The organism is Streptomyces sp. NBC_00620 (genome assembly GCF_026341825.1).
GTDB lineage: Bacteria > Actinomycetota > Actinomycetes > Streptomycetales > Streptomycetaceae > Streptomyces.
In genome coordinates, this window is sequence record NZ_JAPENY010000001.1 from 3,883,452 (window position 1) to 3,901,871 (window position 18,420).

Annotated in this window: 12 protein-coding genes and 1 pseudogene; 6 read left to right on the plus strand and 7 right to left on the minus strand. The window is 70.8% G+C overall.

The window, feature by feature from the left end; all coding sequences use genetic code 11:
* Positions 1–409 precede the first annotated feature (409 nt).
* Entirely contained in the window at positions 410–1,921 is a 1,512-nt protein-coding gene (locus OG246_RS17840) for an FAD-dependent monooxygenase (RefSeq protein WP_266462941.1), read from the plus strand.
* Positions 1,918–2,916, plus strand: a complete 999-nt coding sequence (locus tag OG246_RS17845; protein WP_266462943.1) for an aldo/keto reductase — start codon at positions 1,918–1,920, stop codon at positions 2,914–2,916. Before OG246_RS17840 ends, OG246_RS17845 begins: the two co-directional genes overlap by 4 nt.
* 77 nt (positions 2,917–2,993) lie before the next feature.
* Here OG246_RS17845 and OG246_RS17850 read toward each other — a convergent pair whose 3' ends face one another.
* From OG246_RS17850 to OG246_RS17860, 3 genes are read right to left on the minus strand one after another with little or no spacing between them, the layout of a single operon-like run.
* Positions 2,994–3,875, minus strand: coding sequence for an SDR family NAD(P)-dependent oxidoreductase (locus tag OG246_RS17850; protein ID WP_266462951.1), 882 nt, complete (start codon positions 3,873–3,875; stop codon positions 2,994–2,996).
* Positions 3,872–4,213 (minus strand): cupin domain-containing protein, encoded by a 342-nt coding sequence (locus OG246_RS17855; RefSeq protein WP_266462955.1) that lies wholly within the window; start codon positions 4,211–4,213, stop codon positions 3,872–3,874. The genes OG246_RS17850 and OG246_RS17855 overlap by 4 nt, the downstream gene beginning before the upstream one ends.
* On the minus strand, positions 4,203–5,231 hold the full coding sequence (locus OG246_RS17860; RefSeq protein WP_266462959.1) for a phosphotriesterase: 1,029 nt from the start codon (positions 5,229–5,231) through the stop codon (positions 4,203–4,205). Before OG246_RS17860 ends, OG246_RS17855 begins: the two co-directional genes overlap by 11 nt.
* A 342-nt stretch (positions 5,232–5,573) precedes the next feature.
* Between OG246_RS17860 and OG246_RS17865 the strand changes: the two genes are divergently transcribed.
* The 3 genes from OG246_RS17865 to OG246_RS17875 all read left to right on the plus strand — a co-directional run bounded on the left by OG246_RS17865 (position 5,574) and on the right by OG246_RS17875 (position 9,206).
* Positions 5,574–6,317, plus strand: coding sequence for an SDR family oxidoreductase (locus tag OG246_RS17865; protein WP_266462962.1), 744 nt, complete (start codon positions 5,574–5,576; stop codon positions 6,315–6,317).
* Positions 6,314–7,582: an MFS transporter gene (locus OG246_RS17870; protein WP_266462965.1), complete on the plus strand. Its 1,269-nt coding sequence runs from the start codon at positions 6,314–6,316 to the stop codon at positions 7,580–7,582. Before OG246_RS17865 ends, OG246_RS17870 begins: the two co-directional genes overlap by 4 nt.
* 109 nt (positions 7,583–7,691) lie before the next feature.
* Positions 7,692–9,206, plus strand: coding sequence for an FAD-binding oxidoreductase (locus OG246_RS17875; RefSeq protein WP_266462967.1), 1,515 nt, complete (start codon positions 7,692–7,694; stop codon positions 9,204–9,206).
* Between the two features lie 90 nt (positions 9,207–9,296).
* On the opposite strand, the pseudogene OG246_RS17880 reads toward OG246_RS17875, so the two are convergent.
* Positions 9,297–10,070, minus strand: a pseudogene (locus tag OG246_RS17880) (helix-turn-helix transcriptional regulator); the annotation flags it as partial.
* A 265-nt stretch (positions 10,071–10,335) separates the two neighbouring features.
* Positions 10,336–11,832 carry a serine/threonine-protein kinase gene (locus OG246_RS17885; protein ID WP_266462970.1) on the minus strand — a complete coding sequence of 499 codons (1,497 nt, stop codon included), beginning with the start codon at positions 11,830–11,832 and terminating at the stop codon, positions 10,336–10,338.
* Between the two features lie 261 nt (positions 11,833–12,093).
* Between OG246_RS17885 and OG246_RS17890 the strand changes: the two genes are divergently transcribed.
* Positions 12,094–12,969 (plus strand): alpha/beta fold hydrolase, encoded by an 876-nt coding sequence (locus OG246_RS17890; protein WP_266462973.1) that lies wholly within the window; start codon positions 12,094–12,096, stop codon positions 12,967–12,969.
* Positions 12,970–12,995: 26 nt separating this feature from the next.
* On the opposite strand, the gene fxsT is transcribed toward OG246_RS17890, so the two are convergent.
* Both fxsT and OG246_RS17900 read right to left on the minus strand, forming a co-directional pair.
* On the minus strand, positions 12,996–16,931 hold the full coding sequence (gene fxsT, locus OG246_RS17895) for an FxSxx-COOH system tetratricopeptide repeat protein (RefSeq protein WP_266462976.1): 3,936 nt from the start codon (positions 16,929–16,931) through the stop codon (positions 12,996–12,998).
* The gene (locus OG246_RS17900; protein ID WP_266462980.1) at positions 16,928–18,259 is read right to left on the minus strand and encodes a TIR-like protein FxsC; all 1,332 of its coding nucleotides are present in this window, start codon (positions 18,257–18,259) and stop codon (positions 16,928–16,930) included. The genes fxsT and OG246_RS17900 overlap by 4 nt, the downstream gene beginning before the upstream one ends.
* Positions 18,260–18,420 lie beyond the last annotated feature (161 nt).

The window sequence follows — 18,420 nt, forward strand, 5'->3', positions numbered from 1 at the left end:
TGTGGAGTGGCCGGGCTCGTGGCCCACATTCTTCGAGCGCCTCGCCGCCGCCAGCCAGAGCCTTCTGCCACCCGTGCGGCTCATACCCTTGAAATCGCTACCAGTTACCCCGAGTCAGGGTGCCCCGGCTTTCCGTGGTTTGCGCCAATTCGCGCTGGCTGAAAGCGAGTTGCTGTTCGGCCTGGGGTGCGTCGCCGGCCACCCGACACAGGGCTCACTACGAGCCGCGCAGCCGCCGGGGGCCCGGATTCCCGGCCGGAAAAATCGCCCAGGGTGGTGCTGGACTCAGGGGTATCACGCCCACCACGTCCGGCTCTTGGAGTTCATGCACCATGGTTCTCCGGCGCACCAACCACGCCTACCCCGTATGCCTGTTCCCCCCTGAACGCAGGAGGTGTGACGCATCACCGTGGACAGCGAAGCACTGGTCGTCGGCGCAGGGCCGACCGGCCTGATGATGGCCACCGAGCTGATCCGCCGCGGGATCGACACCAGGATTGTCGATCGCGCGGCCCGAAGGAACCCCCATGCGAAGGCGATTATCCTCCAGCCGCGTGCGCTGGAAGTGATGGCACGCCTCGGCCTGGAGGACCGCATCCGCGACGCGGCACTTCCTGTCGTCGCCGCCAACTACTACGCCCGCGGCCGCCGCGTCGCCCGCATCAACTTCCGGGGCCTGAAAGGCAGTCGCTTCGGCACCCCCCTCTCCCTCCCGCAGAACGAGACCGAGGGACTGCTGCTCGACGCGCTGCGTGAGACGGGCGGCCGGGTGGAGTACGGGCATCCGCTGACCGCCCTCGCCCAGGACGCCGACGGGGTGGACGCCGACCTTTCGGGCACCGTCCACCGTACGGGCCGACTGCTGGGCTGCGACGGCGCGCACAGCGCGGTCCGCGAGCGGCTCGGCGTCGCCTTCACCGGGCCCACGTACCCGCAGTCGTTCGTCCTCGTCGACGGCGAGTGGGAGACGCCGCTCGCCCACGCCGAGGCGCACTACTTCATGGGCCCCACGGGCGTGCTCGTCGTCGTAGGCCTCCCGGGCGGGCGCATCCGTGTCTTCGGCAGCGCCCCCGAGGGCGCGGGACCGGAGAACGTCGAGGAGACCGTCCGCGCCATAGCCGCCGAACGCAGCCCCGTTCCGCTGGAGTTGGTCTCCGTCAGCGGCGCGGGCCACTTCCAGGTCCACCGCAAGATGGCGGACCGGTTCCGTGACGGGCGGGTGCTGCTGGCGGGCGACGCCGCGCATGTGCACAGCCCGGCCGGCGGACAGGGACTGAACACCAGCATCCAGGACGCGCACGAAGCGGCCTGGCGGCTCGCCGACGTGATCCGGGGCAGGCTGCCGGAGACCGCGCTCGGGGCCTGGGAACGGGAACGTACGCATGTCGCGCACGCCGTGGTCGACGACACCGACCGCCAGACCCGCCTGTGGACCTGGAGCGGCTGGCGCGAGCGGGCCCGCGACCTCGCGGCGTCGGCCGCCGAGCGCAGCGGTGTCCTCGACCGGGTGCTGCCCTCCCGCCTCGCGCAGATGGACCTGCGCTACCCCGCCGAAGGGCCCTCGCTGGGACAACTCGGCCCCGGAACCCGGCTGCCGGACGTATCCCTCCCGACCGGCGGCCGCACCCACGACCTGCTGCGCGACGGACGGCACGCACTGCTCGCCCTCGCGGGCCCCACCCCCTTCCCCGAGCGGGACACGCCCGCCTGCGCGCACCTGGACGCGCGGACCGCCCGCGCCCTGGGCGCCCGCCGTCCCGGGGTGGTGCTCGTGCGCCCGGACGGAGTCGTCGCCGCTGCCGCCGCCCTCACCGATCCGGGCGCTCTGCGCCGCCTGGAGCAGCTGCTGCCCGCCGCACACGGCGACACCGGGCCCACCAGCACGCCCGCACCACCCGTAGCCAACGAGGAGAAGGCATGACCACCATCACACCGCGCGCCCTGGACCGCATCCTGCTCGGCGGCCGCCTGGAGGTGTCCGCGATCGGCCTCGGCTGCATGGGCATGGCCGAGTTCTACGGAGACAGCGACGAGGCCGAGTCGATCCGCACCATCCACGGCGCCCTGGACCGGGGCATGGACTTCCTCGACACCGCGGACATGTACGGCGCCGGCCTGAGTGAGGAGATCGTCGGCCGCGCGCTGGCCGGCGGACACCGCGACCGGGCCATCCTCGCCACCAAGTGCGGCCTGATCCGCACCCCCGAAGGTGTGCGGGTCGACGCGAGTCCCCGGCACATCAAGGAGGCCGTCGACGCCAGTCTCAAGCGCCTGGGCATCGACCACATCGACCTCTACTACCTGCACCGTGTCGACCCCGAGGTGCCGGTCGAGGAATCGGTGGGCGCCATGGCGGAGCTGGTCGAGGCCGGAAAGGTGCGGTACCTGGGCCTCTCCGAGGCCGGTACGGCGGCGATCCGCGCCGCGCACGCCGTGCACCCCATCACCGCGGTGCAGACCGAGTACTCCCTCGCGAGCCGCAACCCGGAGCGCGCCGTACTGCCCACCGTGCGCGAGCTCGGCATCGGGTTCGTCGCCTACAGCCCCTTCAGCCGCGGGCTGCTCTCCGGGGAGCTCTCCGGAGCCGAGCTGGCCCCGGACGACATGCGCCGCGGCCTGCCCCGGTTCTCCGAGGACAACCTCGGCTTCAACCAGACCCTGGTCACCAGGATCGGCGAACTGGCCGCCCAACTTGGTTGCTCGCCCGCGCAGTTCGCCCTTGCCTGGCTCGTCGCGCAGGGTGTCGTACCGATTCCGGGAGCCCAGCGGCGTACGCACATGAGTGAGAACGCGTCCGCGGGAGCCGTCACGCTGACCCCCGAAGTCCTGAGCCAGGTCGACGAGATCGCCCCCGCCGGCGCCTTCGCGGGCGAGCGGTTCCCCGACCACCTGCTGGCGTTGGTCCAGGAGGACTGAGGCACGGGGACGGGCCCGGGTGCGAGTCGAATCGCACCCGGGCCCGTCTTGACGTGTCCCGCCCACATGTCAGATGCTCACCAGCCCGTGCCGCTCGCCCCCTCCGCCGGAGCGATGAGCCGGTCGGTGAGCGAGGCGAGCCGCCGCTGGGTGTCCGCGCTGTAGGCGAGGCGGTGCGCCTTGGCCCGGCGGCTCTCGTTGTAGTACTGGCCGCTCGCGCCCCGCGCCCCGTCGTCGATGGCGTGCAGCACGGCCGCGGTCCCCTCGGCCACCGAGGACCAGGGGCGCACCCCGGCCTCGGTGACCATCGTGGTGTCCATGTAGTTCGCGGGGTGCACGCAGTTGACCCGGATGCCCTCGGCCGCGTACTCCTCGGCGATGGTGAACGTGAAGGCGGCGAGCGCGAACTTGCTGCGCGTGTACGCCTCCATGCCGTCGTAGCGCCGGGTGAACTGCACATCGTCCGGGTCGACGGGGCTCTGCCCGATCGACCCGATGTTGAGGACCTGCGCCGAGCCCGCCGCACGCAGCGGGGAGCGCAGGGCGTGGGTGAGGACCACCGGCGCCAAGTAGTTGACGGCGAGCCGCAGTTCGTAGCCGTCGCGACTCACCTCGCGGCGGCGGGAGTCACGGCCCGCGCCCACGCCCGCGTTGTTCACGAGCAGCCCCAGCGAGGGATGCTCGGCGGCCACCCTCCTGCCGAGCTCGGCGGCCTCCTTGAGGGAGGAGAGGTCCGCGAGATACGGATAGGCCGTGCCGCCCGCCGCACGCAGTTCGCCGACGACCTCGGCGCACCTGCCCTCGTCCCTGCCGTGCACCAGGACGGTCCAGCCGCGGTCGGCGAGGGCCCGCGCGAGGCTCCGGCCGAGGCCGGAGGTTGCCCCGGTGACCAGGGCGGGAGTGCTCGGCGGCGGCTGTCCCGCGCCGCTCTGCTCCGCTCGGCCTTCGTGTCGGCTCATGTACTCGGTCCTTCCTCCGGCGCCGTGGGCGTACGGAGTTCGATGGCGACCATGACGAGGGTCTGGTCGGAGAGGTTGTGGACGTAGTGCCGCATGGGCAGGGACTCGCCGCGGTTGTGCACCACCTGGCCGGTCTCCAGCGTCACGGCTTTGATCAACTCGCCGTTCTCGTCCAGGGATTCACCGTGCGCCCCGGAGAGCACGACGGTCACCCAGGGGTGCCGGTGGGTGTGGGCGGGCCGCTGCTCGCCGGGCGGCACGGTCTCCACCCAGCACTTGACGTGCTCCTCGTCGATGAGCAGGTCGGCGCCCAGTTCCTGCCAGGGTTCAAGCGGCATCGCGGGCCTCCGTGGGGTGGGGCGCGGCGATACGGGAGAGCAGCCGCCGCGGATTGTCGACGAGGAGGGTGTGCACGGTCGCGTCGTCGATGCCCGGCTCCTTCAGGAGCATCGGCAGGACGCGCTCGAAGAGATGCACATAACTCCAGCCCGGATAGATCCGCTCCCGCTGCTCGGACGTCAGATAGTCGATGTGCACGGGGTGGTCCTGCGAGACGAGCAACTGGGCGGTGTGGCCCGCCCGTACGAGCGCGGCGAGGGTGGCGTTGCGCTGCTCGTCGGGGGCGAAGGGCGTCATGCCGTACCGGTCGTAGCCCAGCACGCAGCCGGTGTCGGCGAGGGCGCGCAGCCCGTCGAGGTCGGCGGAGTCCCCGGCGTGCGCCACGACCACGGAGCCCGCGGGCACCCCCTCCTTCTCCAGGAGCCGCACCAGCGCGATGCCGTTGCCCTCGAAGGGGTCGCAGTGCACGACGACGGGGACACCGGTCTGCCGGTGCACCTCGGCGACGACGGCGGCCATCCGGTGCGCGGCCCCGTCCGGCGGGGTGCGCTCGCAGGCGAACTTCACCAGACCCGCCCGGACTCCGCTGTCCGCGATTCCGGTGGTGACATCGCGCAACAGCAGCTCGATCAGCGGGTCTTCGGCCTCGATGGCGGCGCCGGGCCCCCGGAAGCGGGCGAAGAGCGGGATGCCGTCGACGCTGTAGACGCCGGTCGCGAGCACGATGTTCACCGGGGTGCGCTCGGCGACCGCGCGCACCAGGTCGATGTCGCGACCCTGGCCGAGCACCGTCATGTCCACCAGCGTCCGCACACCTGCCGCGTAGGCCTGCTCCAACTGCCGCACGGCCTCGCCCACTCCGGCCTCGCGGTCCCACAAGTAGGGGAAGTTCGACTGGAATTCGGAGCTCAGCACGAAGAGATGCTCGTGCGCGAGGGTGACGCCCAACTCGGCTGCGCCGACCGGGCCGCGGACCGTCGGAACCGGGTCGTGCGGGAGTGGAGTTTCCGTACTCACAGAGAACCGCCTGTACTCACAGAGAACCGCCTCGGAATAACAGCCATTTTCGGCGTCGGCAGATGACAGCCATTGCGGCGTCGGGCGAGCCGACAGCGACGGTGCACGCGTACGCCGTGGCGCGCCCCGACCGTTGCGCCGGGCGAGCCGTGGCGCCCGACGACACCCCATGGTGGCGCGCCTGCGAAGGCCTAACCAGGTGGTATTCCAACTAGCATGAATCCTCGCCTCCCTGCCTCACGCGCGAGCTGACAGCGTCATGGGTGGCCGGGCTTTCACTTCTGCCCCGGCCGGTCAGTACTCAACCGCTCGTGACCAATCGCTCGTGACCAGGAGACGACCTTGTCCGCTTCCCCCGTTTCTTCCGCATCCGCCTCCTCGCTCTCCGACGCCCGCGTCGTGGTGATCGGCGGCTCGTCCGGCATCGGCAAGGCGGTGGCCCGCCAGGCCGCCGCCGCCGGGGCGCAGGTCGTCGTCGGCTCCCGCTCCAAGGACAAGCTGGAACAGATCGTCAAGGAGATCGACGGCATCACCACCGGCGTCGTGGACGTCACCGACGAGGAGAGCGTGCGCGCCTTCTTCGCGGGCATCGACTCCCTCGACCACCTCGTCGTCTGCCCCGGTGACATGGCCGTCGGCTCCGTCTACGACGTGTCCCTCGACGCCGTGCGCGCCGCCCTCGACACCAAGATCGTCGGGCAGCTCCTGAGCGTCCGGCACGCCGGCAAGAAGATCTCCGGCCAGGGCTCGATCGTCCTGATCGCCGGTGCGGCCGGCTTCAAGTCGTACGCCGACATGAGCGCGACCGCCGCCGCCAACGCGGGCATCGGAGGCATGGGCCGCTCCCTCGCCGTCGAGCTCGCCCCGGTGCGCGTCAACGTCGTCGTCGGCGGCCTGATCGACACCCCGCTGTGGTCCTTCCTGCCCGACGACGCCCGCGCCGGTCTCTTCGAGCAGACCGCGCAGGCCACGCCGGTGGGCCGCATCGGGCAGCCCGACGACGTCGCGGCCTCGGTGCTGCACCTCCTGCAGAACACCTTCGTGACCGGTGCGGTGCTGCACGTCGATGGCGGCGGCACGCTGTGAGCCAGGCGGCACACGGCGGTGCGACGGGCCTCGCGGGGCCCGTCGCACCGCCGCGGCCGCGAGTCGGCCGGAGCACCGTGCTGCTGCTCGCGGCCGCCTGCGGCCTGTGCGTGGCCAACCTCTACTACCTCCAGCCGATCCTGCCCGAGCTCGCGGCCTCGCTGCACCGCACCCCCGGCTCGCTCACCTCGTCCGTCTCCGCCACCCAGTTCGGCTACGCGCTGGGCCTGTTCGCGCTGGTGCCGCTGGGCGACGCCGTCGACCGCAGACGGCTCCTCACCGTCCTGGTGACCACGGCGGCCGCGGTGCTCGCGGTGATCCCGTGGGCCGACGACGACCTCCTCATCTGGCTGTTCTTCCTGCTCGGCCTGGTGAGCGTCGCCGCCATGGTGATCGTGCCGCAGGCCGCCGGCATGGCACCGCCCGAGCGGCGCGGGCAGGTCGTCGGCACCGTGATGACCGGGGTCATCCTCGGCGCGCTCCTGTGCCGGACGTTCGCCGGCGTGGTGGCGGAACTCGTCGACTGGCGGGCCGTGTTCTGGGGCGCGGCGGTCATGATGCTGGCGGTGTGCGTGACCCTGCGCCGCATCCTCCCCGCGCAGCCCGCCCAAGCCCCCCTCACCGCCCGCGGCTACGCCCGGCTCATCGGCTCGCTGTTCTCCCTCGTCCGCACCCAGCCGGTGATCGTGGAGCGCTGCCTGTACGGAGCTCTGGGCTTCGCCGCGTTCACCGTGCTGTGGACCGCTGTGCCGCTCCGGCTGATCCAGGGTCCCTACCACTACGGTTCCGCGGCGATCGGCGCGATGGGGCTGCTCGGCGCGGGCGGTGCGCTCGGTGCCAATCTGGCTGGCAGGTTCGCCGACCGGGGCCGCCAACGGGCGGTCAGCGCCGCCGCGTTCGCGCTCATCGCGGTCTCCTTCGCCGTGGTGTCGGCCCTGTCGTCCTCGCTGCTCGTGCTCGGCGCGGCGATCGTCCTCATCGACTTCGCGGTCCAGGCCGCGCACATCTCGAACCAGACGACGGTCTTCGGCCAGGTCGGCGACGAGATGCGCAGCCGGGTCACCACGGTCTACATGACCTGCTACTTCCTCGGCGGCGCGGCGGGCTCCGCGCTGACGGGCCCGTTCTGGGCGCACGGCGGCTGGCCGGACACCGCCCTCCTCGGCGGCGCCGCGGGTGCCTGCGCCCTGCTCCTGCTCCTCGGCTACGCGGCCGTGCGCCGCGCCGTGACCTCACGAAAGGCGGCTGTGGTCACCGATGCCTGACGTATCCGTTCCTGACGTACCCGTTCCTGACGTACCCGTTTCTGACGTGACCGTGCAGGACGTATCCGTGCCTGGCGTATCCGTTCCTGAGGCTGCTGCCCCCGGTGGCATGTCCGTCGCACCCCGGATCCCCGCGCAGGGCGTGCCCGCGATCACCCGCGCCGACCCCCGCTACCTCTCCCTCACCACGCGTTCGCGCAACACGCGCTTCACCGGTACCCCGGACCGAGTCCACGTGCCGCGCACCGCGGAGGACGTGCGCCGGGCGGTCACCGCCGCCGTCCGCCACGGGTCCCGGCTGGCGGTCCGCGGCGGGGGCCACGGTCTGGAGGGCTTGGTGGACGACCCGGCCGTGCGCACGCTGATCGACCTGTCCGAACTGAACGACGTCACCTACGACGCCGACAGGCGGGCCTTCGGCATGGGCGCGGGCGCGCTGCTCGGGTCCGTCTACCGCTCCCTGTACCTGAACTGGGGCGTCGCCGTGCCCGGCGGCACCTGTCCCTCGGTCGGGCTCGGTGGCTACGTCCAGGGCGGCGGCTTCGGCGCCCTGTGCCGACGGGACGGGCTGATCGTCGACCATCTGGAGGCGGTGGAGGTCGTCGTCGCCGACGGCCCGGGTGAGGCGCGGACCGTGGTGGCATCGCGGGACCCCGCCGACCCCCATCACGACCTGTGGTGGGCGCACACCGGCGCAGGCGGCGGCAACTTCGGTGTCGTCACCCGCTATTGGTTCCGCTCCCCGGAGGCGGAGACGGACGCCCCGCAGGATCTGCTGCCCCGGCCCCCGGAGACGACTCTCTTCGCCTCCGCCGAGTGGCCCTGGGAGTCGCTGAGCGAGCGGGACTTCGCAAGGCTCGTCCGCAACCACGGCGACTGGCACCGCGAGGAGGACGGCTCGGACCCGGCGTACGAGAGCCTGTACAGCGCGCTGTACCTCAACCAGCGCGCGGTCGGCCGGATCACCCTCAGCGCCCAGCTCGACGGGTCGACTCCCGATGCCCGCAGGCGACTTGACGAGTACATCGCGGCGGTGGGCAACGGCGTGCGGGCCCCGATCCGGGTGACCCGCACCGGGATGCCGTGGCTTCAGGTCAGCCAGCGGGACGTGGAGAACAGGGGAGTGCTGACCCGCTCCAAGAGCAAGGGCGCCTATCTGCGCCGGCCGTATTCGGCCGCGGAGAGCGAGCTGCTGTTCCGGTATCTCGCCGACCGCGACTATGACGGGCATACGACGGTGGTGCTGTTCTCCTACGGCAGGAAGGTCAACGCCGTGGATTCCACGGCGACCGTCGTCGCCCAGCGGGATTCGGTCCTCAAGAGCTATCTGGGTACGTACTGGACCGATCCCGCCGAGGACGAGCGGCACATCCGCAGAATCCGGGAGCTCTACCGGGAGTTGTACGCGGAGACGGGCGGGGTACCCGTCTCCGACTCCCGCACCGACGGGTCGTACATCAACTATCCGGACGTGGATCTGGCCGACCCGCGCTGGAACACCTCAGGAGTTCCCTGGCACGCGCTGTACTTCAAGGGGAACTACCCCCGACTCCAGCGGGTGAAGGCCGTCTGGGACCCAAGGGACGTCTTCCGGCACGCTCTGTCGGTACGACCGTCCGACTGAGCCCCCGGCCGAATGCAGCCGCACCCTGATCCGTTCCTCGACCAGATCGCGGAAGCGGGCGAGCAGGCGGCTGTCCAGGACGGGTTGATAGACGACCATGGTCGCGTCCGCGCTCGACAGGCGCAGCTTCACATAACCGAGTTCGATCCGCCCGAGGGTCGGATGGTCGAAGCAGCGTACGGAGGGGACGGGCGGGGCGAGATCGAGCCGCTCCCACAGTTCCCGGAATTCCGGATACTCGCCCTGGAGGTCGTCGATCATCTTCGCGTATTCGGGCTGGGCGAGTTGATCGGCGGCCTGGGCGCGGAACAGCGCGGCGGTCTCGAGTGCGTCCTGCTCCCAGTTCGGGTGCATTTCCCGGGCCCGCTCGTCGAACATCATCACGAGGGTGTTGCGGCGGCTCTGTTCCAGGGATTCGAAATAGGGGAAGAGCGTACAGAATCCATGGTTCCACGCCAACACGTCGAAACGGTTGTTGACGATGAATGCGGGCAATGGATCCTGGAATTCGAGGAACGTCAGATATTGCGCGGGAATGCTTTCCCTCGACCGGGGTGCCTGTGTGGCGGGTGGTAACTCACCGGCCAGCCGGAACAGGTGCCCGGTCTCCGTCGTGTCGAGCCGCAGGGCCCGTGCGAGTCCGCTCAGAACCTGGCTCGACACCCGGATTCTACGGGCCTGTTCGAGCCAGGTGTACCACGTCACACTCACCCCGGCGAGCTGGGCGAGTTCCTCTCGGCGCAGGCCCGGGGTGCGGCGGCGGCCATATGAATTCTTGATACCGACGGCCTCTGGTGTGAGCCGTTCACGCCGGTTCCGAAGGAAGGAGGCGAGTTCTTTTCGTTGCCGTTCAGTGACCAGCATTCTGCACTCCCCCTGGCATCATGATGCCCGCCGGGGTACGGCGGATTACTCCAAACATACATGCCGCACCCACGCTTGTGTGGAGCAAGTAGCGGCGGCGGACTCCATCGGATATTCCATATTTGGTGGAACTTTTTCGAGTTTTTTACCCAGCGCGTCCGTGGTAACTCCGCTTTAACCTTCGGGACGCCTGGGGCATCTCGTCGGCCGCATGGGACGACCGCCATGTGAGACGAGATTTTAGGTGCCCGGGGGTTACGCCCTGTCATGAGCGGGTGCAGCGGCCCGTGGGTGCGGTGGCCGGCGGGTGGCACTGGAGGCCGTAGTCGGCCGAACTCGTGCTCAGGTAGCGGCCGATGCAGGTGTTCGCCGTGGTCAGGCCGTGCTCCTCGCAGTACGACAGGGCGGCGCGGCCGTCGGTGAAGGGACCCGGAGCGTAGATCACCCAGTAGCCCGCGCGCAGCGAGGCGTAGTCGTCGCTGCGGACGAAGACCGCGTCGGGCACGGACTCCCTGACCTCGGCAAGACGCGTGTCCCGTGCGGAGGTTCCGGAGCTGACGGGCTCGGAGAAGAGCTGGGCGATCCAGCGGCCGGGCTCGGGGGAAGGCGAGGGCGGGCTCGACTCGGCCGGTCCGGGCGTCGAGGTGGAGGCAGTGGCGCTGGGGGACGGCTCCGGCGCGGAACTCGCGGGCGGGGTGGGCGTCCCGCTCGCCGGTGCGCCCGTGCTTCCGCCCGAACCCGCCTCCTTGGTGCCGTCGGATTCGTCGCGCAGGTTCAGGAACAGCGCGCTCGCCGCGGCGACCGCGAGCACCGCGGCCACGGCGACGGCGATTTTCGTACGGCTCCGCTGCCGGCCCCCGGTGTCCGGCGGCCGCGGGCTGTCCGGCCGGGTGGGCACGGGGGCGACGGGCGGCGGGGGAAGGACCGCTGTCGGCGTCGGCCGCGCCCAGTTCGGCGTCGTGCCCGACTCGACCTGCGCGAGCATCCCGTCCAGCCGGGCCGCGTCGGGGCGGGCCGCCGGATCCCGTACGAGCAGTGCCTCCAGGACCGGGGCGAGCGGCCCCGCACGGAGCGGCGGCGGCACCGGGTCGTCGAGGACCGCGGCCAGGGTGGCGAGTGTCGTGGCGCGGCGCAGCGGACTGACGCCCTCCGCGCAGACGTACAGGACGAGTCCCAGGGACCAGAGGTCGGAGGCCGGGTCGTCGCCGTGGCCGCGGATCCGCTCCGGGGCCATGTACTCGGGCGAGCCGACCAGTTCGCCGGTGGCGGTCAGCGCGGTCGAGCCGTGCAGGGCCGCGATGCCGAAGTCGGTGAGGACCGCGGTGCCGTCGGGGCGCAGCAGGATGTTGGCGGGTTTGACGTCGCGGTGCTGGATGCCGGCGGCGTGCGCGGCGTGCAGGGCGGAGAGCACCTGGCGGCCGAGGCGGGCCGCTTCCACGGGCGCCAGGGGTCCCTCGTCGAGTCGGTCCTGGAGCGAGACGCCGGGCACCAGCTCCATCACGATCCACGGGTGCGGGTCCACGTCCACGATGTGGTGAACCGTCACCACGTGCGGGTGACTGAGCCGGGCGAGCGCCCTGGCCTCGCGCAGCACCCGTTCCCGTACCGCCTCGGAGGCCTCCGCGTCCGGCCGTACGGCCTTGAGGGCGACATCGCGGTGCAGCACGGTGTCGCGGGCCCGCCACACCGTCCCCATCCCTCCGCTGCCGAGCCGCTCGAGCAGCTCGAAGCGTCCGTCGACGAGATCCCCCGGTGCGTTCATGCGCGACAGGCTAGAGCAGCCCTGTGTCCGGCCGTGCGGGAGGGCGCCGCCGGCCGCGGGCCGGCCGGGTCCCGCCCGCGAAGCCGACGGCACTCCGGGCGCGCAGCACGCCGGCGGCGCGGTTCGGCGCTGTCCCGGTCGCCAAGTGGGTTTATGTGCAAGCCTGTTGACCTGCGGATTCGTTTCATGGCATGGGCGTTTGGGCAGGGATCGTGCAGCATTTGTCCCGGTCCGCACCGGACCGAGGGAGGGGGGAGCGCTGTGCGTGACCATGTGCGGACGGCGGACGGGCGGCTGCTGCGGGTCGAGACCTCGGGCGATCCGTGCGGCCGGCCGGTGTTCCTGCTGCACGGCACGCCCGGCAGCCGGGTCGGACCCCGGCCGCGGTCCATGTTCCTGTATCAGCGCGGCACGCGGCTCATCAGCTACGACCGTCCCGGGTACGGAGGTTCCGACCGTCAGGCCGGACGCCGCGTCGTCGACGTCGTACAGGACGTGGCCGTCGTCGCGGACGCCCTCGGGCTGGACAGGTTCGCGGTGGCCGGCCGCTCCGGAGGCGCCCCGCACGCGCTGGCCTGCGCCGCGCTGCTGCCGGACCGGGTGACCCGGGCCGCCGCGCTCGTCGGGCTCGCGCCGCGGGACGCGGAGGGGCTCGACTGGTTCGCGGGGATGGCGCCGTCCAACGTGAACGAGTTCCGGACCGCGTCCACCGACCCCGAGCGGTTCGTGGCCCGGCTGATCCCGCGCTCCGCCGCGATCCGCAGTGATCCCGCACGGCTCCTCGAAGAGCTGCGGAGCGAGCTGACCGAAGACGACCGGCTGATCGTCTCGGACACCGGCATGAGGTCGATGATGCTGCGCAACTTCCGTGAGGCGCTGCGCACTTCACCGTACGGATGGATCGACGACGCCCTCGCTCTCGCCGGTCCCTGGGGATTCGACCCCGCCGACATCCGGGTGCCGGTCATGCTGTGGCACGGCGGGAAGGACGTGTACTCCCCGGCCTCCCACGCCTCCTGGCTCGCCGACCGCATCCCGCGGGTCAGGACGGTCGTCGAACCCACCGCGGCCCACTTCTCGGCACTGCGCGCACTGCCCCAGGCACTCAACTGGCTGACCCGGGACACCCCCGACTGACGGCGAGGTGTCCCACCCAAAGAGCCTCAGACCGCCAGCGGCTCCAGATCCCGGTAGATCCGTCGCTTGATCTCGGCGAACTGGGTCATGCCGTTCTCGTCCCCGAGCAGCCTGCGCAGCTCCGGGAGAGCCTCGTCGCGCAGGCGGTGGGCCTCGTCCTCGCGGCCGAGCGCGCTCAGTGTGAGCGTGGAGTTGCTGACGACGGCCAGGGTCTCGGGGTGATGCGGGCCGAGCACCTCGGCGAGGGTGTCCACCGCCTTCTTCTCCAGCTCCCGGGCCTCGTCGAAGCGCCCCTGGTCGGCCAGCACGTTGGCGTAGTTGATGCCGGAGAACAGAGTGTGCGGATGCTGCTCCCCGAGCACCTCCGCCATCCTCGGCACCACCTGGCCGAACACCTCCTCCGCCGCCGCGGCGTCTCCGCAGCCCCAGTGGAAGATCCCCAGGTTGTTGAGAGCGGCCTGCGTGTACGGGTGGTCCTTGCCCGGCACCTTCACATACTCGGCCAGCGCCTCCTGGGCCACCTCGCGCGCCGTGTCGCGCTCGTCGGCGGCGAACAGGTCGGCCGCCATGTTGAGGTCGCAGGCGAGGGAGTCCGGAGTCGGCGCCGGGTACTGGGCCCGGTACTCGGCCCTGGTCGAGGTCGTCAGCCGCCGGGCGTCCTCCAGCTGCCCCGCCCTGCGCAGCGAGACGGCCAGGGACTTCGCGCACCTGAGGGTGCCCGGGAAACTCTTGCCCAGGATGCGCTTGTGCGCGTCGTAGGCGCGCGACAGCAGTGCCACGGACTCGGAGTAGCGGCCGACCTCCCGCAGGTCGCGGCCGAGACATTCGGCCGAGGACAGGGTGTAGGGGTGGTCGGGCCCCAGCACCTCCGTGCGCCGGTCCAGCGTCTCCTGGTCGAGGGCGCGGGCGTCGCTGTAGCGGCCCACCATGCGGAATGCCAGCGCGAGGTTGTTGGCCGCACTGAGGGTGCGCCGGTGCGACTCGTGGAAGATCTGGCTGAAGCCCTGGTGCGCCTCGCGGGCGAGTTCGACCGCGGACCGGTAGGCGCCGAGCGCCGCGAGGTCACTGGCCAGGTTGGACGTCGTGACGTACGTGTGCGGATGCGAGGGGCCGAGCACGCTGCGCTGGCGCTCCAGGAGTTCCGTGTCTATCTCGCGGGCCTCCACATAGCGACCTTGGGAACGCAGCACGCTGGCGAGCTGGCAGCGCAGATACAGGTACTGCACGTCGTCCTCGCCGAGCAGCGGCTTCCAGTGCGCGAGCAGGTCCTCGGCACGCTGCTGGGCGTTGGGGAAGTCGCCGCGCTTCCAGAGGTAGCGGACGCGGTCGATGAGCAGGCGGCGGGCCTCGGCCTCCTTGCAGCTGCGGGCGTCCGACGCGGTGAGGTGCGGCCAGATGACGGCGAAGCGCGGCCATGTCTCGGGGTCGTCGATGGGCTCGTCGCCGTCGGGGCGGGCACCCGCAAGGACGGTGTGCACCACGTGCCGGGCCTGCCGCTGCTCCTCCTCGGTCAGCTGGGCGCGGATCACGGCCTGCACCAGCCGGTGGACCTGGATGCTGTTGCTGACCTGGTCGACCTTGGCGAGCGCGAACCGGCCGATCTCACGGATGACGCGGCCGAGCAGCAGACTCTCCTGGAGCGCGGGGTCGTACCGCTTGAGGTCGTCGATCATCTCCTTGCTGTACAGCAGCTGCGAGGAGATCTGCTCGGGGGCGAGAAAAGCGCAGAGCTGGAGCAGACGGACCGACGCAGGTGAACGTTCCTTCAGCCGGGCGATGGAGATGTTCCAGGTCGCCGCCACCGAGTGGGAGTAGTCGGCGGGCTGGTTGAGCGCCAGCACGTCGGTGGTCTGTTCGGCGAGCTGGCGCAGATAGTCGTCGATCGGGGTGGCCGTCTCCGCCAGCCAGGCCGCCGTCTGCTCGACCGCCAGGGGCAGGTCGCCCACCGCGTTCGCCACCTTGTCGGCCTCGTCCTCGCTGAGCCCGGAGGCACGCCGGGTGAGGTGCTCGACGCTCTCGTCGCGCAGGAAGACGTCGATGGGCATGGACGTTCCCTGCTGCGCCCAGGCCTGGTTGCGCGAGGTGATGAGGATGTGTCCACCGCCGCCCGTCGGGAAGTAGCGGGAGAGCCTCGCCGGGTCGTCGGCGTTGTCGAAGACGAGTATCCAGCGCTTGGTCGGCAGCCCGCGGGCGAGCATCTGCAACGCCTCCTGGCCGGCCAGGGTCATGTCCTCGCCGCCCGGTGCACCGATACGGGCGGCCAGTTCGGCGAGTGAGGCGACGATGTCGTCCTCGTGCTCGGCCGAGATCCACCACACCAGGTCGTAGTCGGCCATGAAGCGGTGTACGTACTCGATGGCGACCTGCGACTTGCCGACCCCGCCGAGCCCGAACAGCGCCTGGGGCTGCGGCAGAACGGCGGACACGCCGCCGCCGAGCTGGTCGCGGACCCGGTCCAGGATGAGATTGCGGCCGGTGAAGGTGGTGTTGCGCTGGGGGGCGTTCCAGATCGCCGGAGTGTTCCCCGGGAACCGGGGTCCCGAAGGCCCGATGTCGACGGGCTGCGCCGGCACGTCCACGGCGCCAAGGAGCTCGGTGACGCACTGGGCGTCGTCGAGCCGGTGCAGGTCGACCGGGTTGTGGTCCCGGTACGAGGTGGGCGTGGGGACGTCGTCGACGCGCAGCGAGACCATGGTGCCGTGCACGCCCTCCGGGTCCGAGTCGCTCAGGGCGCGCCAGATGGCGTCCGCGTACCGGGACTTCTGGAAGGCCTTCGACAGCAGCACGAGGGTGCGCACCGTCGGGTCCGGGCGTTCGACGGGACCGGTGGATATCTCGTGCAGCGTGACGACGCAGCCGCAGCGCCGCAGGATCGCGTCGGCCCAGTCGGCCCAGGTGCGGTTCTCCGCCGCGTACGCGAGGACGACATTGGCCGTCGCCGCCAGCGGCCGCCGCCGCAGGAACGCGTCACGGCAGCGCAGTCGCACCGGCTCGGGTACCGGCGGCAGCGAGGTGATCTCGCCGTCGGAGATGACGGAGGTGAGCCGTTCGAAGGCGGACAGCAGCGAGTTGGCGATACCGCTCTCGTCGCCGACGGTGGCGAGCGTCTCCTCGTACGCGTAGTAAGGGCGGTAGGGGATCTCGACGTTGCCCCAGTACGCGGTCAGGTCCTCGGAACCGAGCTCCTCGCCGCCGAGCCCCTTGGGCAGCCCGTCGAACTTCAGCCGGGCGAGGGCTCGTCCGGCGTCGACCTTCTCCTTCTCGCCCTCGTCGATGCGCATCGGGACGGGCAGCACCCGGATGGTGCGCTTGCGGTAGCCGTCCTCGACGCTGCGGGCCACGGCGGCCGCGCCGTCCAGCGACTGGTCGCTCAGTGTGAAGCAGTCCACGAGCACGTCGGGCATCTGGATGGTGCAGATGTCGGCGTTGTCGGACAGCCCGGTCCGGCTGTCGATGAGGACGTAGTCGTAACTGGCCTTCATGTCGTCGCGCAGCGCGTCGAGGAACAGCCCGCCGCCGAGCCGTTCGTAGAAGTTGTCCCACTCGAAGGAGGACACGGTCGCCGAGTACGAGCGGTCCTGGCGTCCGGCGGACAGGAAGTCGAGCGAACCGCCGTCCTGGAAGCGCAGTCCGAGGCGCTCGGGGGTGAGCGAGATGGCGTGCTGCTCGACGTGCGCGTAGTCGAGGTGCCAGGCGCCGGAGCGCTGGGGTCCGGTGGTCGCGGCCCAGGCGTAGTCGTGGATCAGATTGATGACACCGGTGGTGGCCGCGAGCGCGTTGGGATCGAGGAAGGGGTGGAAGAAGCGGTGCAGCCCCGGAGCCTCCAGGTCCCAGTCGACGGCCAGCACACGCTTGCCGTTGGCCGCGAGGATCCACGCAGTGTTGGCCAGGGCCATCGTGCGCCCTGTGCCGCCTTTGTACGAGTAGAAGGTGATGATGCGTCCGTCCTGCTCCGCCGTCATGCTTCTTCTCCTCCGTATTCGGATCCGCCATCGGGGAGCGGCGGGTGGGTGGGGCCTGTCAGGCGGGGCCTGGGGATCGACGGGCCCGGTGGCGGATACGCCTTGGCATGCTTGAGGTACTGCCGGGTCGCGTGGGCGACGACGGTGGGGAGTACGTCGGTGAAGGCCTTCAGGGTCGGCACGCCGTTGACCGCGAGCCGGCTGTCGGTGCGCCTGCCCCGGTCCAGGATCAGCGGCAGGGTCCGCTCCAGTTCCTCGGTGAGCTTCTGGCCCTCGGCGCCGTGACACTGGATGTCGGCCCGGTTCCAGGGGACGACCGCACTGACCCAGGGGCGGGCGTTCGCGTCGAACGCCTTGAGCCTGCGCCGCCGTTCCTCGTCGGTCAGCGCCCACCGGTCGATGAGCAGAATGCCGGGGTGGCTCGTCGGCGACTTGTCGCCGGCATCGGCGTCGTCCGCGTCGTCCGGCGGCGGGTCCGCACCGGGGTCCTCGTCGTCGAAGGAGGACACCGTGATCCGGTAGTCGAGCGACCGGACCAGCTCCTCGGCGAGCGCGGGCAGCGGCCGGGCCGAATGGTAGGGGTTCCAGTCCTGGGCGTCCTCGCCGTACGGGCGGACGTCACGGTGCTCGGGAACGCTGTGCCGGGTGGGCGCGGCCACCGTCAGATGGATACGCCGGGGGCCCTCGCCGCGTGGCTTGAAAGCGCTGGGCGTCCGCTCGTGGGCGCGGGGCCTGCTGGAGGGCAGCGGCGACTCGTGTGCGACCCGCACGATCCGCTGGGCCAGCCCGAGAACGGTCTCCTCGTACTCGTCGTGCAGCCGGTTGAGTTTGATCAGCCCGTAGATCCCGTTCGCCGCGTACCGGTCCCCGAAGGCACCGTGGTCGACGTGGATGTGCCGTACGGAGTCCGGGAGTTGGGCGAAATCGATGTGCGTCCACAGGGCGGGGACAATGGCTGTACCGGCACTGGCACCGGTGGCCCGCGCCCGCAGAATGCGCTCGTTGAACGCGAACCATTCCCGACCGCAGCTCTCGCTCGTGAAGTAGCGCGGTGAAAAAAGTGGAACGAAGACCCGGCAGGTCGCGAGATTCTCACTGAGTTTCTCCGGCCACCCGTCCCCCGACCGCATCTCCCGGTCCATGAAACCCGCGGGAGCACCGGCCGGAAGATCCGTGAGCGCCATGATGTGGTCGCACAGATCCGTGAAGAGCACATGCACCCAGTGATCGGGATCGCCTCCGTGCGGCCCCCAGGGTGGCGTATGGGCGTAACTCAGAAAGAAATACGGCCGGTTGTCCGAAGCCCGTTCCCGTTCAGGTGTGTCCACGCGCCCCCCTGCTGACTGATGAACCCCCTGGGGGATGTCATCGAGCCGGAACAAACAATGTGCCCGACGCCCTGCCCACGCGTGCCGTTTGTTTCACGTCATTCACTGGCGATATCCGGACATCCGGGCGCCGGTGAGGTCGACGACCACCTACATGTCCC

Excerpts from the sequence above, each read along its gene's own strand:
- OG246_RS17845 (WP_266462943.1), top strand. The coding sequence starts at position 1,918 with ATGACCACCATCACACCGCGCGCCCTGGACCGCATCCTGCTCGGCGGC.
- OG246_RS17850 (WP_266462951.1), bottom strand. The coding sequence starts at position 3,875 with ATGAGCCGACACGAAGGCCGAGCGGAGCAGAGCGGCGCGGGACAGCCG.
- OG246_RS17855 (WP_266462955.1), bottom strand. The coding sequence starts at position 4,213 with ATGCCGCTTGAACCCTGGCAGGAACTGGGCGCCGACCTGCTCATCGAC.
- OG246_RS17875 (WP_266462967.1), top strand. The coding sequence starts at position 7,692 with ATGTCCGTCGCACCCCGGATCCCCGCGCAGGGCGTGCCCGCGATCACC.
- OG246_RS17885 (WP_266462970.1), bottom strand. The coding sequence starts at position 11,832 with ATGAACGCACCGGGGGATCTCGTCGACGGACGCTTCGAGCTGCTCGAG.
- fxsT (WP_266462976.1), bottom strand. The coding sequence starts at position 16,931 with ATGACGGCGGAGCAGGACGGACGCATCATCACCTTCTACTCGTACAAA.